Below are 13505 nucleotides of genomic sequence, written 5' to 3'. Positions count from 1 at the left end.
CGTGCATTTCGTTCCCCAACTGCGGTTATCAGGTTACTGACGGGTACGGAGACGCCGCGGACCCCCCGGCGATCTTCGCAAGATTCGCAGAACGCGCGTACTGCTTAGCGGAGATTCACAGTCTCAGCAGGTAGACACCACTTTTTCTCTGTGCCATCGTGTGTTTGTACATCCGATATGCCTGGCAAGCCTGCGAAGCACGAGCAAGCTGCCGACGCAGACGCAACAGAGACGGAGCTTTTCGATGTCGACCACCGGCACCCCGAAGACCACGGAAGAGATCCAGAAGGATTGGGACACCAATCCCCGCTGGAAGGGCGTCACTCGTAACTTCACGGCACAGCAGGTTTCCGACCTGCAGGGCACTGTCGTCGAGGAAGCCACCCTCGCTCGTCGCGGCTCGGAGATCCTCTGGGATCTCGTCAACAACGAGGACTACATCAACTCGCTCGGTGCCCTCACCGGCAACCAGGCCGTGCAGCAGATCCGCGCCGGCCTCCAGGCGATCTACCTCTCCGGATGGCAGGTCGCCGGTGACGCGAACCTGTCCGGCCACACCTACCCGGACCAGAGCCTCTACCCGGCCAACTCGGTTCCGTCGGTCGTGCGCCGCATCAACAACGCACTGCTGCGCGCCGACGAGATCGCCAAGATCGAGGGCGACACCTCGGTCAAGAACTGGCTCGCTCCCGTCGTCGCCGACGCCGAGGCCGGCTTCGGTGGCGCCCTGAACGCCTACGAGCTGCAGAAGGCCATGATCGTGGCCGGCGCCGCCGGTGTGCACTGGGAAGACCAGCTCGCGTCGGAGAAGAAGTGCGGCCACCTCGGTGGCAAGGTGCTCATCCCCACCCAGCAGCACATCCGCACCCTGACCTCCGCGCGTCTCGCGTCCGATGTCGCCGACGTCCCGTCGGTCATCATCGCCCGCACCGACGCCGAGGCCGCCACGCTGATCACCTCCGACGTGGACGAGCGCGACCGTGAGTTCCTCGACGGAACCCGCACCGCCGAGGGCTTCTTCGGTGTCAAGAACGGCATCGAGCCCTGCATCGCCCGCGCCAAGGCCTACGCGCCGTACGCCGACCTCATCTGGATGGAGACCGGCGTGCCGGATCTCGAGGTCGCCAAGAAGTTCTCCGAGTCGGTCCGCAGCGAGTTCCCCGACCAGCTGCTCGCCTACAACTGCTCGCCCTCCTTCAACTGGAAGGCGCACCTGGACGACGCGACCATCGCGAAGTTCCAGAAGGAGCTCGGCGCGATGGGCTTCAAGTTCCAGTTCATCACCCTCGCCGGCTTCCACTCGCTCAACTACGGCATGTTCGACCTGGCGCACGGCTACGCCCGCGAGGGCATGACCGCGTTCGTCGACCTGCAGGAGCGCGAGTTCAAGGCAGCCGAAGAGCGCGGCTTCACCGCGATCAAGCACCAGCGTGAGGTCGGCGCCGGCTACTTCGACCGCATCGCCACCACCGTCGACCCCAACACGTCGACCGCAGCCCTGAAGGGCTCGACCGAAGAGGGCCAGTTCCACTAGGAGCTGTACCGCCTCTCCGAGGTATCAACGCACTAGTCAGGCGGCTCGCAGCTTTCGTTGCGGGCCGCCTGTCTCGTATCAGCGGGCTCCGCCCGTGCCCCAGCAGAGTTACCCCCGTCTCACCCTTTCGCGTTGTCGCGCAGGGAGTCCCATTTCGAAGGAGTTTTCGTGGCCGTGGACAAGATCGAGCGCGTCGGGATCGTCGGCGCCGGACAGATGGGCGCCGGTATCGCCGAGGTGTGCGCCCGCGCTCACGTCGACGTGCTGGTGTACGAGAAGACCAGCGAACTCGCTGCTGCCGGCAAGGCCCGGATCACGAAGTCGCTCGACCGCGGCGTGAGCAGCGGCAAGATCACCGAGCGTGAGCGCGACCAGGCCGCTGCCCGGTTGTCCTTCACGGCAGACCTCGCCGACTTCGCCGACCGCGAGATCGTCGTCGAGGCCGTACTCGAGGACGAGGCGATCAAGACGGCACTGTTCGTCGAACTGGACAAGGTGGTCACCGACCCCGAGGCTGTGCTCGCGTCCAACACGTCGTCCATCCCGATCATGAGGCTCGGCGTCGCGACGACGCGGCCCGAACGCGTCATCGGCATGCACTTCTTCAACCCGGTGCCGGTACTTCCGCTGGTCGAGCTCATCTCCTCGCTCAAGACGTCGGACGCCGTCGTGCAACGCGCGGAACGATTCGCCGCGGACGTGCTGGGCAAGCAGGTGGTCCGCGCCGCGGACAGGTCCGGCTTCGTCGTCAACGCGCTGCTCGTGCCGTACCTGCTGTCGGCGATCCGCATGGTCGAGTCGGGTTTCGCCACCACCGAGGACATCGACAAGGCGACCGTGCTGGGACTCGCGCACCCGATGGGTCCGCTGGCACTGTCCGACCTCATCGGGCTCGACACGGTGGCGTCCATCGCCGACTCGATGTACGCCGAGTACAAGGAGCCGCTGTTCGCTCCGCCGCCGTTGCTGCTGCGCATGATCGAAGCGGGGCTGCTGGGCAAGAAGACGGGCGCCGGCTTCTACGAGTACGTGAACGGTCGAATCGCCAAGTAGCGCCTGTTCGCACGACGGCCCGGATCGGTGGAACAACTCCACGCGATCCGGGCCGTCGTTGTCAGGGGTCACTGAACTGCCGAGAAACCGACCGAAATCCCGTTCCGACGCGTTAGTTTTCACCGCGGCGCTCATCTGCGCCGCTGTTGACACGAGACGGACAGGGGACGTGACATCGCACTCGGCACGCCCTTCATCTCCCGGTTCACGACGGGAACGCGGACACTCGGCCGCTTCGCCGATCTGACCGTCGCCACCTTCGGCTTCCTCGTCCGTGATCTGATCGGACTGCGTTTCGTCTGGCGCGAATTCCTCGACCAGGCATGGTTCATGGTCACGGTGACGGTTCTTCCCGCGATCCTGGTGTCCGTTCCGTTCGGTGTCATCGTCTCCGTCCAGGTCGGCAGCCTGACGTCACAGATCGGCGCTACGTCCATCGCCGGGGCCGCAGGCGGGCTCGGCGTCATCCGACAGGGCGCACCCATCGTGACCGCGCTGTTGCTCGGTGGCGCAGCAGGTTCCGCCATCGCGGCCGATCTCGGCGCACGCACGGTGCGCGAGGAGATCGACGCGATGCGCGTCATGGGTATCGACCCGGTCCGCCGGTTGGCGGCCCCCAGACTCGCCGCGATGCTCCTCGTCGCACCGCTTCTCTGCTCGCTCGTCATCTTCATGGGTCTGGTCTCCGGATACGTGGTCAACGTCGGGTTCCAGGGCGGGACACCGGGCAGCTACCTGTCCTCGTTCGCGTCGTTCGCCTCCACCACCGACCTCGTCGTGGCGCTGGCCAAGGCCGAGATCTTCGGCATCATCGTCGTCCTGGTCGCCTGCCAGCGCGGATTCGAAGCCACGTCCGGACCGCGCGGAGTGGCGAACGCCGTCAACGCGTCCGTCGTCGTCGGTGTGCTGTCGGCGTTCATCGTCAACGTGCTCGCCACACAGCTGGTGTCGATGTTCCTTCCACAGCGGCTGGGGTGACCGGATGACCGTCTCGCGCTACTCCCCGCCCGGCACCGCCCCGTTCATCCGCGGTGGCAAGCGCATCGCCCGCGTGCCGATGGGCATGGTCGAGCACCTGGGCCACCAGCTCACCTTCGTGTGGCAGGTGCTCGTCGCGATCCCGCACACACTGCGCTCCTACCGCCGCCAGACGATGATCGTTCTCACCGACATCACCTGGGGCAGCGGCAATCTCGTCGTGGGCGGCGGCACCGTCTCGGTGCTGGTCATCCTCGGAGTCGCGGTGGGTTCGTCCATCGGTATCGAGGGTTACAACGCACTGAACCTCGTGGGTATGGGTCCGCTGACGGGATTCATCTCCGCGTACGCCAGCACCCGCGAGCTCGCCCCGATGATCGCCGCCATCGGATTCGCCAGCCAGGCCGGATGCCGCATGACCGCCGAGATCGGCGCGATGCGCATCTCCGAGGAGATCGACGCACTCGAGGTCGTCGGGATCCGGTCGATTCCCTTCGTCGTCACCACGCGCGTCATCGCCGGCGTCCTGACGATCATTCCGCTGTACCTGCTGACGCTGATCCTGAGCTACATCTCCTGCGCGATCATCGTCGCGGCGTTCGGTGACCAGTCGTCGGGAACGTACGACCACTACTTCTCGGCGTTCCTGCAACCGTCCGATCTGCTGTACTCGCTGCTCAAGGCCACCATCTTCGTCGGCGCCGTCATCATGATCCACGGCTACCAGGGCTATTACGCCACCGGCGGGCCCGAGGGCGTCGGCCGTGCGTCCGGCCGGGCGATCCGCGCGTCACTCATCGTCATCGTCGTCCTCGACATGATCCTCACCGTGGTCATCTGGGGCGTCGACGTCGGCATCAGGATCTCGGGGTAGGGGCGCGGCATGGCAGTTTTCGACGACCTCTCCCGCCGGTCCGCGGGCCCGAGCGCACTGCGCGTCCGCGGGCTCGTCGTCGCCGTCGTTCTCGTCGTCCTCGGAGTCGTCCTGACGAAGTACGCGACAGGCGATTTCGAGTCGAGGTTCGACCTCACCATCGACAGCACCGCGGTCGGTGACGGGCTCGCCGTCGGATCGGACATCAAGTACCGCGGACTTCCCGTCGGCCGCGTCGACGACATCGAGCCGCTCGGGTTCGGCTCCCAGCGGGTGCATGCGCACATCGAACCCGTCGTGGCCTCGGTCCTGACCGACGACGTCACCGCGCGCTTCTCGTCCGCGACGGTGTTCGGGGCCACCGTCATCGAGCTGTACTCGGAAGGTGCAGGCGCACCCTTGCGAGAGGACACCGTTCTCTCACTCGGCGACGACACCGAAACAGCAACGGTCACAGGCGTGTTCCGTCGACTCGCGAGCCTCACCGACGTTCTGGACGCGGACAACACCAACCGTGTCCTGGACCTGATGTCGCGGGTGTCCAGCGAGTTCGGGGACAGCTTGAAGCCCTTCTTCGACACCGCACAGATGATGGCCGAGACGCAGCGCGCACCCCTCGGCTGGAAACTGCAGCGAGGCGCCGTACTCGCCGACGGCCTGGGAGCGTCCATCGGCCCCGTGACCGATGTCGTCGACAAAGTGGTGACCAGCAGTGAGTACTTCGAGACACCGGAGAACAGGGACCGAGCCGTGAAAGCGATGCAGGGTCTCGGCACCGGTCTGTCCATCCCCCTGGGAGATCTGTTGCGGGACAACAACCCCTATCTGAAGCCCCTTCTCGACACGGTGCTCGACATCCTCCTGCCCGTCGCTCTCTCGGCAGGCACGCTCGCACCCTCCTACCAGCGAGTGCCCGACGCGATCGCGGGGGTGGAGGACGCCTTCCCGACAGTCGACGGCCGGACACAGCTCCAACTGCAGGTGATCGTCACGAACATGCCGACCCTGGCGGGGCCCGTCGAGGCGTTCGCGAACAGCGTCGGAGGTGGACTGTGAGCCGCGGGGCATCGACCGTGGGCACACCGGTGGGAACGCTGCTCAAGCTCGGCGCGTTCGCCGTCGTGGCGATCCTGTGTCTCGTGCTGATCGGCGGCGCACTCCGCAGCGGAGTCAGCGGGGACCGTTCGACGTTCGACGCTCGGTTCGACGACGTGTCCGGCCTGTACGAGGGCGACGACGTGCGCCTGTCGGGCGTGCTGGTGGGGACCGTCACCGGAATCGAGCTCGACGGGACACGCGCCAGGGTGACGTTCGACGTCGACGCGGATCGACCGGTGCGGACGACGACCAAAGCTGCTGTGCGATACCAGAATCTGCTGGGTCAGCGGTACCTCGAGCTGATCCGCACGGACGACTCCGGGTCGGACCTCGAGTCCGGGGCGTCGATGGCCGACGACATGACGGTGCCGTCGTTCGACATCACCACACTGTTCGACGGGTTCCAGCCGATCTTCGAGACCGTCGACACCGAGCAGGTGAACCGCTTCGCCCAGAACGTCCTCGACCTCGTGCAGGGCGACGGCTCCGGTCTCGGTCCGGTCCTGCGGGATCTCGACGGATTGACCAGCTACGCGCAGCAGCGCGAAGACCTCATCGTGATGCTCATCCGCAACCTGGGAGCGATCTCCGGCGTCGTGGCCGAGCGGTCGGAACAGCTCGGCCGACTCTTCGCGGAACTGGACCGCGTCGTGTCCACGTTCGGTGATCGGGCCGACACCTTGCTCGACGCCGTGGACGACATCAACAACGGCCAGGGTCCCTTCATCTCGATCGGCGAGCAATTGCGCGACACGTACGACTCCGAATACGACCCGCTCGATGCGGCATTCCACCGCGTCGTCCCCGGCGCCCAGCAATTGGTGGATCTGCTCGCGATGGTGCCGAGCCTGCTGCGCGGCGTGGACACGACGGTGCAGAACGCTCCCGAGGGCCAGGTCTCGTCCTGTTCCGCCGGAGACGCCGACATTCCCGGTATCGGGTCCGTCGTTCTCGGCACCCAGCGACTGGTGGTGTGTCGATGAGTTCCGTGCGTGCCGGAAGCCAGACCGTCTGGGGAATCGTGGGGGCGCTCGCGCTGGTCGTCGCCGTGGTCGCTGCGGTCGTCGTCTACGTTCTTCCGCTCGGAAACCGGACGTACACAGCAGCATTCGAGACGACCGGCGGAGCGCACGCCGGCGACGACGTCCGGATCGCGGGGATCTCGGTGGGATCGGTGACGGGGATGCAACTCGCCGGCGATCACGTCGACATGACCTTCGAGGTCCGGGAGGACATCGCGCTCGGTGACGCGACATCCCTCGGGGTGCGGTTGCTGACGCCGATCGGTGGCCACTACTTCGCTCTGGTGCCCGGCGGCACCGGAGAACTGCCCGACAACCGTGTCCCGATCGAGCACACCAAGGTGCCGTTCACGCTGTCGGACACGGTCGAGGCCGCGACGCCCATCCTGCGTGACCTGGACGGAAAGTCTCTTCGGCAGACGATCGCCGAGATCGACCGCTCCGTGCAGGCGCAGCCCGATTCCATCCGGAACATCACCACGTCCTTGACCTCCATGACCGGAGCCATCGCCGACCGGCAGGACGACCTGGACCGCAGCCTGGACGTGGCCGACGAGTACATCGGAGAACTCGCGACGGATCGCGAGATCCTCCTGGGCCTGCTGAAGCAGATCGGCATCATCACCTCCAAGCTCGGCGCCAAGCGGGCCGACGTGGCCGCGGCCGCCGACAAGCTCTACCGGCTGTTCGATCTGCTGCACCGACCGATCGTCGCGCTCGACGAAGGTATCGGTCCGACCATCGACGAGATCGAGAACCTCGTGGCGACGCTGAAGGCACGCACCGGATCCATCGACGAGGCGATCTCCGCAGGCCGCGAGTTCTCCGACTCCATGGCAGGCCTGCTCGACACCGGTGCCGGACCCGTCATCGACCGGAGCGCCGGTGTCGTCACCGGCACCACCCTGTGCGTCCCGATACCCGGAAAGGTGTGCTGACATGGCGATGCGCAGCAAAGTGGTGGTCGCCGCCGTCGTAGCAGTCGTTCTGGTGGGCGCGGGAACGGCTGCGTCGTCGGCCGCGCAACTGGTGGGAACGCCGCAGTCGGACGTGTGCGCCGACATGACCGACTCGGTCGGTCTGTACGAGGGCAACGACGTCACGCTCCTCGGAATCCCCGTCGGAGAAGTGACCAGCATCGAGCCGCGCGGCGATCATGTCCGAGTCACCATGTCGGTGGACGAGTCGCTCGCGCTGCCCGCCGACGTGGGCGCCGTGACGATGTCGGACTCCATCGTCACCGATCGTCGGCTCGAACTGACCACTCCCTACCGGGACGGCGCACAACTCGATCGCGGTGCGTGCATTCCGCTGGAACGCACACGGACTCCGATCGGTATCAGCGACACCCTCGAGGCCGTGAACAAGCTCGGTGCCGAGCTGCTGGGCACCACGTCCACGACCGACCCCGACAATCCCCGTCCTCCCGACGAGGAGATCCTGGGCGACACGCTGCGATCGCTCGACACGGCGCTGGACGGCAGCGGCGACCAACTCGGAACGGCGCTGTCGCAGGTGTCGTCCCTGGTGGGCAACCCCGCGAACAAGGACACCCAGGTGCGGCGCATGGTGGACAGCGTCGACACGTTGACCACGACGCTGGTCGATCGTTGGCCGGACATCACGCTGCTCATCGAGAACCTGAAGCAGGGACTCGGCGCCGCCGGCGACTTCTCCGAGCGCTTCGCCCAGGCCATCGACCTGACCGTGGAGTTCCTCCCCATTCTGGAGAAGACCCTGCCGAAGTTCGCCCCCACTCTGTACCGCGTGCTCGATGTCGTGGTGCCGATCGTGGCGATCATCGTCAGCAGGGTCGGCGACATCGCGAGCATCCTGTCGCGGGTCCCCAAGCAGACCGAGCAGCTCGCATCCCTGCAGGACCCGGGCACCGGTGCCGCACGACTGACGTTCGCGCCGCCGCAGTTCGAGGTCGCGACGGGCAGTGGGTCCACGGTGAACATGGATCTCGTTCCCCTCGTCCTCGGAGCGGCGGCCACCCGATGAAGCGCATCGTCGCGGTGGTGACCGCGGTGGCAGCGACCGTGACGATCTCCGGGTGCGGCGCGTCCATCGCGGACCTTCCGGTGCCCGGCAGCTACGTGCCCGGTCCCACCTATCGGGTGGACATCGAGTTCTCGAGTGTGTTGAACCTGCCCGCGCGCGCGAAGGTCGTGTTGGACGGAGTCGACGTCGGGTTGCTCGAGTCGGTGACGCTCACCGGGTCGACGGCCGTGGCAGCGGTGAACATCGACCGGACCGTCGAGTTGCCCGCGACGACGCGCGCGGAACTCCGGCAGGGCACCATCCTCGGAGAGATCTACGTCGCGCTCGAGCGGCCCGCCGACGGGTCGGATACGTCGGGCGCGGTTCTGCGGGACGGCGATGTCGTTCCACTGGAACGGACGTCGCCGGCAGACAACGTCGAGGACGTGTTGCGAGGACTGTCCGAGGTCGTCGCCGGCGGACATATCGTCGACTTCGAACGCTCGATCGAGCGATTCAACAGGGCGATCCCGCCGGACCCGGCCACCGTCGACCTCATCAACGGCAAGGCGCGCGAGGCGCTGAGCGATCTGGCGACACACTCGGCCGAGCTGGACCGCATTCTCGGCGGCGCCGAGGCCGTCACCGGATCCTTCGCGGCGAAGACGGACACCCTCGACACCATTCTGACGAGTGGACCCGAACGGGTCGGCGGTCTGGCGGATGCGCTGCTGGTGGTGGTCGACGCGCTGATCGACCTGGGCTACATGTCGCGCAACATCGGAGACGTGATCAACCCGGTGGCCGGTGATCTGCACGATGTCATCGCCACCTTGCAACCCATGATCCGCACGCTCGCGACCGCCGACCTGACCGCCCCGATGCTGGCGTCCCGGATGGATGCACTGTTGCGGGACAAACTCGTTCCGTTCTTCACGTCGTCCCCGAACGTCCGCATCACCTCCGTGTCGGGTGACGCGGACCCTGTCGATCGGGCAGACCAGATGATCACGGTTCTTCGATCGATCGGATTCGTACGATGAAGTCGTCCATCCTGTCGGCCACGGCACTGGTGGCGGTCGCCGTGGTGGGCGTCGGGTACCTGTCGCTGAACGTCCTCGACATCGACCCGAGGCGCGACTACTCGGAGATCACGGTGCCGCTGATCACGTCCGGCGGTCTCATCGACACCTCGCAGGTGACGCTCCGAGGCTTCGCCGTCGGACGTGTAGAACGTATCGACGTCCTGGGTGATCACCTGCGCGCCGTCGTCAGAGTCGATGCTGCACAGCGTATTCCCGTCGACACGGAAGTCCGCGTCTCGAACCTGTCCGCCGCCGGCGAGCAGTTCCTCGACTTCCGGCCGCACACGGACTCCGGCCCTTACCTGGCCGACGGCGATGTCGTCGATCCCGCCGACGTGTCGGTCGCCCCCAGCGTCAGCGACACCCTGGCCGTCGCCGAAGCGCTCACCCGGGAGATCGACACCGACGCGATAGCCGGCATCGTCGACACCGTCGATACCGCCACCCGCGGGCGCGAGTCCGACATCGACAACGTCGTCGAGGTCCTGAGACTGCTGTCTCTCACCCTCGGCGACAAGAAGGACGAGATCCGGCGGCTCTACCGCAACCTGCAGGTGCTCGGCGAGAACGCCTACGCGGACGCACTCGGACCGCGGCTCGCGGACGCCGTGCCCGAACTGGAGGCATCGGGAGCAGGTCTCGAGCACCTCATCGGTTCGTACCAGAGCTACTCCTACGTCGGAGAGACCGTGTGGGACGGCGAACTCGCGCGGTTGGTCCCCAAGATCGACGAGTACCTGAGCCAACTGTCTCCCGATCTGGGGTTCATCGCCACCGTGCTGCGTCCGGTCACAGCCCCGATACGTCCCGTGCGGGTCGACGCCGGCGCGCTGGTGACGATGCTCGAGCAGGTGTTCCCCCGCGGTGGGCCTGCGCGTGTTGCCGTGACGGTCGCCGGAAACTGACTGCAGAGAAGAGTGAAAGGGTCACCATGACAACCGAAGTCGATCAGACACCCACCGAGAGCGACGCGTCGCCGACACCCGAGCCGGCGTCCGCACCTGCCCCGTCGTCCTCGTCGTCGAGAACGCGCCTCGTCGCGATCGTCGTCGCCGTCCTGGCGACCGTGGCCGCCGTCGCCCTGGGTGTGCAGTGGCACTCGGTGTCCTCGACCCTCGCTGCGGAGCGTGCCGCGGCCCTCGACCGGACCACCGCCGAGAACACGGCGCGTGCGTACACGGAGCGGTCGCTGACCTACGACCACACCGACATCGACAGTTTCTTCGCCGGGGTCGAAGACGGTACGACCGATGCTCTGAAGGAACGGTTCGCCGGGGTTCGCGACGTGTTGACGCAGATCATGACGGAGTCTCAGGTCGTGGCGTCGGGAACGGTCGACGCCGCGACGGTGACCGCACAGGACGGTGACTCGTACACGGTGTCGGTGTTCGCGACCCAGCAGACCCAGAACCTGCAGCAACCCGAACCCGGATCGGTGCCCACCCTGCTCACCGTGACGGTCGAGCACACCGGCGATCAGTGGCTGGTCGCGGACTACGGAGCAGATCTGGGCGGTCAGTAGGGTCAGGCGGGCCGTCGGCCCGCGACGAACTGCGCCGCGCCGTGCACGCGGTGGACGACATCCACGAAGCCGTGCCGTTCCAGCACGGTGGTGAACGCATCGCGGTCGAATATCTCGAGTCCCACGGTGCCCGCGGCCACCGCTCCGAGTGCACTCACGGGACTCGGCCCCCGCCGGACTGTCGCCATGAGCGCGAGCCGTCCGCCCGGCCGCAGCACCCGGATCATCTCGTCGAGCACCCGGAACGGTTCCGGAACCAGATACAGCGCCGCGTAGCAGCACACGGCGTCGATCGAGCCGTCGTCGAACGGCAGCGACCGCGCGTCACCGAGCAGGTACGCGATGTGGTCGGTGTCCCTGGTGTCGGCGGATGCTCGCGCGATCATGGGATCGGATGCGTCTGCGCCGATCACCAAGGCGTCGTCGACGCCCGAGCGCCGCAGGACGTCGGCGATCGACCGGGTGAAGTTGCCGGGTCCGCACGCCAGGTCGAGCACGACCGACACCTCGCCGGACGTCAGCGCCAGGTCCTTCACCGCGTAGTCCAGTTCCTTCTCGACGGTCGGCCCTGCGGGTCCGCCCATCCAGACCCGGAACAGTGGCCGCCACGCGCGCTCGTAGATCGTCGCCAGTGGTGAGAAGTTCATCAGTCGTCCCGCTGCCGACGTCGGCGTGTCCGGTGTCGTGCGGACGCCCCGCACGTCCAGGACTCCGGGCAGGGGTGTGGACGCGTCGACACCTTCCCGGAGGAGGGTTCGGGTGCGCACTACGGCGGTGGTGTCGACCATCACTCCACGCTAGTCGCGTGAGAGGGGACCCACGATGCGCAGACTGCCCGAACCCGCGCGGCAGTGCCGGATCCGACTCGACCGGCCCGGCGCCGGTCCACGAACACCGCTCCGTCCGGCCGACGCTAGTGTGACCACAGCGATCCGACCGGGTCGGCTCACGCACGGGGAGGACGAGGACGAGATGGCTTCAGCACAGGTACCCACGATCGCCGGAATCGCTTTGGCAGCAACAGGAGCCGCGCACTTCGTGGCTCCCGACGCCTTCAGGGCGATCACCGAGCCGATCTTCCCGAAGGACACCCGGACGTGGACCTACCGCAACGGGGCGTCCGAACTCGCCATCGGTACGGCCATCGCTGTGCCGGCGACCCGCAAGGTCGGACTCGTCGCTCTGGCGGGGTACCTGGGTTTCCTCGGATACCGCGCGGTCCTCGCGCGCTGACGGTCGGTAGCGCCTGCATCGGGAGCGGTCCGAATCGGACAGTGGTTTACGAGTCAACGATGCACGGGTAGACATGTGTACATGTCTTCCGCAACCGCTTATGCCGCAACCGCCCCCGATGCACCGCTCGAGAAGACCACGATCGAGCGCCGTGAACTCGGACCGAACGACATCCTGATCGACGTCAAGTTCGCCGGCATCTGCCACTCCGACATCCACACCGCCCGTAACGAGTGGGGTGGCACCACGTACCCCGTCGTCCCCGGACACGAGATCGCCGGCATCGTCGCCGAGGTCGGCACCGACGTCACGACCCGCAAGGTGGGCGACCGCGTCGGCGTCGGCTGCTTCGTCGACTCCTGCGGCACCTGTGAGGCCTGCAAGGACGGCGACGAGCAGTACTGCACCAAGGGCGTCGTCCAGACGTACAACTCGAAGACCTACGAGGGCGAGTTCACCAACGGTGGATACTCCACGCAGATCGTCGTGACCGAGAACTTCGTCCTGGGCATCCCCGAGGGCGTCGAGCTCGACGTCGCGGCGCCGCTGCTGTGCGCCGGCATCACGCTGTACTCGCCGCTCAAGCACTGGGGCGCCGGTCCCGACAAGAAGGTCGCCATCATCGGCATGGGCGGACTGGGCCACGTCGGCGTCAAGATCGCTCACGCGATGGGCGCGCACGTCACCGTGCTCAGCCAGACGCTGAGCAAGGAAGAAGACGGCAAGCGCCTCGGCGCCGACGAGTACTACGCCACCAAGGACACCACCGCGCTGAAGGACCTGCGTGGAAAGTTCGACCTCATCCTCAACACCGTGTCCGCGAACCTGCCGATGGGCGACTACCTCGGCCTGCTCGCCCGCAACGGCACGCTCGTCGAGCTGGGTGTTCCCGAGAAGCCCCTCGAGGTCCCGGCCTTCAACCTGCTGGCCAACCGTCGTTCGTTCGCCGGATCGATGGTCGGCGGCATCGCCGAGACCCAGGAGATGCTCGACTTCTGCGCCGAGAACCACATCGGTGCCGAGATCGAGGTCATCGCGGCCGACAAGATCAACGAGGCCTACGACCGCGTCGTCAAGTCGGACGTGCGCTACCGCTTCGTGATCGACGCCTCGACGTTCTGAT

14 protein-coding genes are annotated in these 13505 nt (G+C 66.7%); 13 read left to right on the top strand and 1 reads right to left on the bottom strand.

From position 1 onward, the window contains the following. Positions 1-244 precede the first annotated feature (244 nt). The 11 genes from aceA to ASG64_RS12670 all read left to right on the top strand — a co-directional run bounded on the left by aceA (position 245) and on the right by ASG64_RS12670 (position 11149). On the top strand, positions 245-1534 hold the full coding sequence (gene aceA, locus ASG64_RS12720) for an isocitrate lyase (RefSeq protein ID WP_042574949.1): 1290 nt from the start codon (positions 245-247) through the stop codon (positions 1532-1534). Positions 1535-1702: 168 nt separating this feature from the next. After that, entirely contained in the window at positions 1703-2587 is an 885-nt protein-coding gene (locus ASG64_RS12715; protein ID WP_082518418.1) for a 3-hydroxybutyryl-CoA dehydrogenase, read from the top strand. A 174-nt stretch (positions 2588-2761) separates the two neighbouring features. Next, the gene (locus ASG64_RS12710; protein ID WP_042574947.1) at positions 2762-3565 is read left to right on the top strand and encodes an MlaE family ABC transporter permease; all 804 of its coding nucleotides are present in this window, start codon (positions 2762-2764) and stop codon (positions 3563-3565) included. Positions 3566-3569: 4 nt separating this feature from the next. Continuing rightward, the gene (locus tag ASG64_RS12705) at positions 3570-4439 is read left to right on the top strand and encodes an MlaE family ABC transporter permease (RefSeq protein WP_042574946.1); all 870 of its coding nucleotides are present in this window, start codon (positions 3570-3572) and stop codon (positions 4437-4439) included. Positions 4440-4448: 9 nt separating this feature from the next. Next, a complete protein-coding gene (locus ASG64_RS12700) occupies positions 4449-5495 on the top strand; it encodes an MlaD family protein (protein ID WP_056073938.1) in 1047 nt (348 codons plus the stop codon). Further along, on the top strand, positions 5492-6520 hold the full coding sequence (locus tag ASG64_RS12695) for an MlaD family protein (RefSeq protein ID WP_235579583.1): 1029 nt from the start codon (positions 5492-5494) through the stop codon (positions 6518-6520). Before ASG64_RS12700 ends, ASG64_RS12695 begins: the two co-directional genes overlap by 4 nt. Continuing rightward, positions 6517-7497 carry an MlaD family protein gene (locus ASG64_RS12690; protein WP_042575001.1) on the top strand — a complete coding sequence of 327 codons (981 nt, stop codon included), beginning with the start codon at positions 6517-6519 and terminating at the stop codon, positions 7495-7497. Before ASG64_RS12695 ends, ASG64_RS12690 begins: the two co-directional genes overlap by 4 nt. Before the next feature lies 1 nt (position 7498). Then, entirely contained in the window at positions 7499-8563 is a 1065-nt protein-coding gene (locus tag ASG64_RS12685; protein ID WP_042574943.1) for an MCE family protein, read from the top strand. Then, a complete protein-coding gene (locus ASG64_RS12680) occupies positions 8560-9585 on the top strand; it encodes an MlaD family protein (RefSeq protein WP_042574942.1) in 1026 nt (341 codons plus the stop codon). The genes ASG64_RS12685 and ASG64_RS12680 overlap by 4 nt, the downstream gene beginning before the upstream one ends. After that, complete coding sequence (locus ASG64_RS12675) at positions 9582-10532, top strand: MlaD family protein (RefSeq protein WP_056073936.1); 951 nt, start codon at positions 9582-9584, stop codon at positions 10530-10532. Before ASG64_RS12680 ends, ASG64_RS12675 begins: the two co-directional genes overlap by 4 nt. A 26-nt stretch (positions 10533-10558) precedes the next feature. Continuing rightward, the gene (locus tag ASG64_RS12670) at positions 10559-11149 is read left to right on the top strand and encodes a hypothetical protein (protein ID WP_056073935.1); all 591 of its coding nucleotides are present in this window, start codon (positions 10559-10561) and stop codon (positions 11147-11149) included. A gap of 2 nt (positions 11150-11151) precedes the next feature. Here ASG64_RS12670 and ASG64_RS12665 read toward each other — a convergent pair whose 3' ends face one another. Next, entirely contained in the window at positions 11152-11937 is a 786-nt protein-coding gene (locus tag ASG64_RS12665; RefSeq protein ID WP_056073934.1) for a class I SAM-dependent methyltransferase, read from the bottom strand. A 184-nt stretch (positions 11938-12121) separates the two neighbouring features. Here ASG64_RS12665 and ASG64_RS12660 point away from each other — a divergent pair, with 184 nt between their 5' ends. Both ASG64_RS12660 and ASG64_RS12655 read left to right on the top strand, forming a co-directional pair. Continuing rightward, on the top strand, positions 12122-12382 hold the full coding sequence (locus ASG64_RS12660; RefSeq protein WP_042574998.1) for a membrane protein: 261 nt from the start codon (positions 12122-12124) through the stop codon (positions 12380-12382). Positions 12383-12463: 81 nt separating this feature from the next. Next, complete coding sequence (locus tag ASG64_RS12655) at positions 12464-13504, top strand: NAD(P)-dependent alcohol dehydrogenase (protein WP_042574997.1); 1041 nt, start codon at positions 12464-12466, stop codon at positions 13502-13504. The last annotated feature ends 1 nt before the right edge of the window (position 13505 follow it).

The sequence above is a fragment of the Rhodococcus sp. Leaf247 genome, assembly GCF_001426185.1.
In the GTDB taxonomy this organism is placed as follows: domain Bacteria; phylum Actinomycetota; class Actinomycetes; order Mycobacteriales; family Mycobacteriaceae; genus Rhodococcoides.
This window is presented reverse-complemented; position numbering and strand designations above follow the sequence as displayed.

Coding starts and splice junctions, on each gene's coding strand:
- ASG64_RS12685 (WP_042574943.1), top strand. CDS start 7,499: ATGGCGATGCGCAGCAAAGTGGTGGTCGCCGCCGTCGTAGCAGTCGTT.
- ASG64_RS12700 (WP_056073938.1), top strand. CDS start 4,449: ATGGCAGTTTTCGACGACCTCTCCCGCCGGTCCGCGGGCCCGAGCGCA.
- ASG64_RS12705 (WP_042574946.1), top strand. CDS start 3,570: ATGACCGTCTCGCGCTACTCCCCGCCCGGCACCGCCCCGTTCATCCGC.
- ASG64_RS12670 (WP_056073935.1), top strand. CDS start 10,559: ATGACAACCGAAGTCGATCAGACACCCACCGAGAGCGACGCGTCGCCG.
- ASG64_RS12675 (WP_056073936.1), top strand. CDS start 9,582: ATGAAGTCGTCCATCCTGTCGGCCACGGCACTGGTGGCGGTCGCCGTG.
- ASG64_RS12665 (WP_056073934.1), bottom strand. CDS start 11,937: ATGGTCGACACCACCGCCGTAGTGCGCACCCGAACCCTCCTCCGGGAA.
- ASG64_RS12680 (WP_042574942.1), top strand. CDS start 8,560: ATGAAGCGCATCGTCGCGGTGGTGACCGCGGTGGCAGCGACCGTGACG.
- aceA (WP_042574949.1), top strand. CDS start 245: ATGTCGACCACCGGCACCCCGAAGACCACGGAAGAGATCCAGAAGGAT.
- ASG64_RS12690 (WP_042575001.1), top strand. CDS start 6,517: ATGAGTTCCGTGCGTGCCGGAAGCCAGACCGTCTGGGGAATCGTGGGG.
- ASG64_RS12660 (WP_042574998.1), top strand. CDS start 12,122: ATGGCTTCAGCACAGGTACCCACGATCGCCGGAATCGCTTTGGCAGCA.
- ASG64_RS12655 (WP_042574997.1), top strand. CDS start 12,464: ATGTCTTCCGCAACCGCTTATGCCGCAACCGCCCCCGATGCACCGCTC.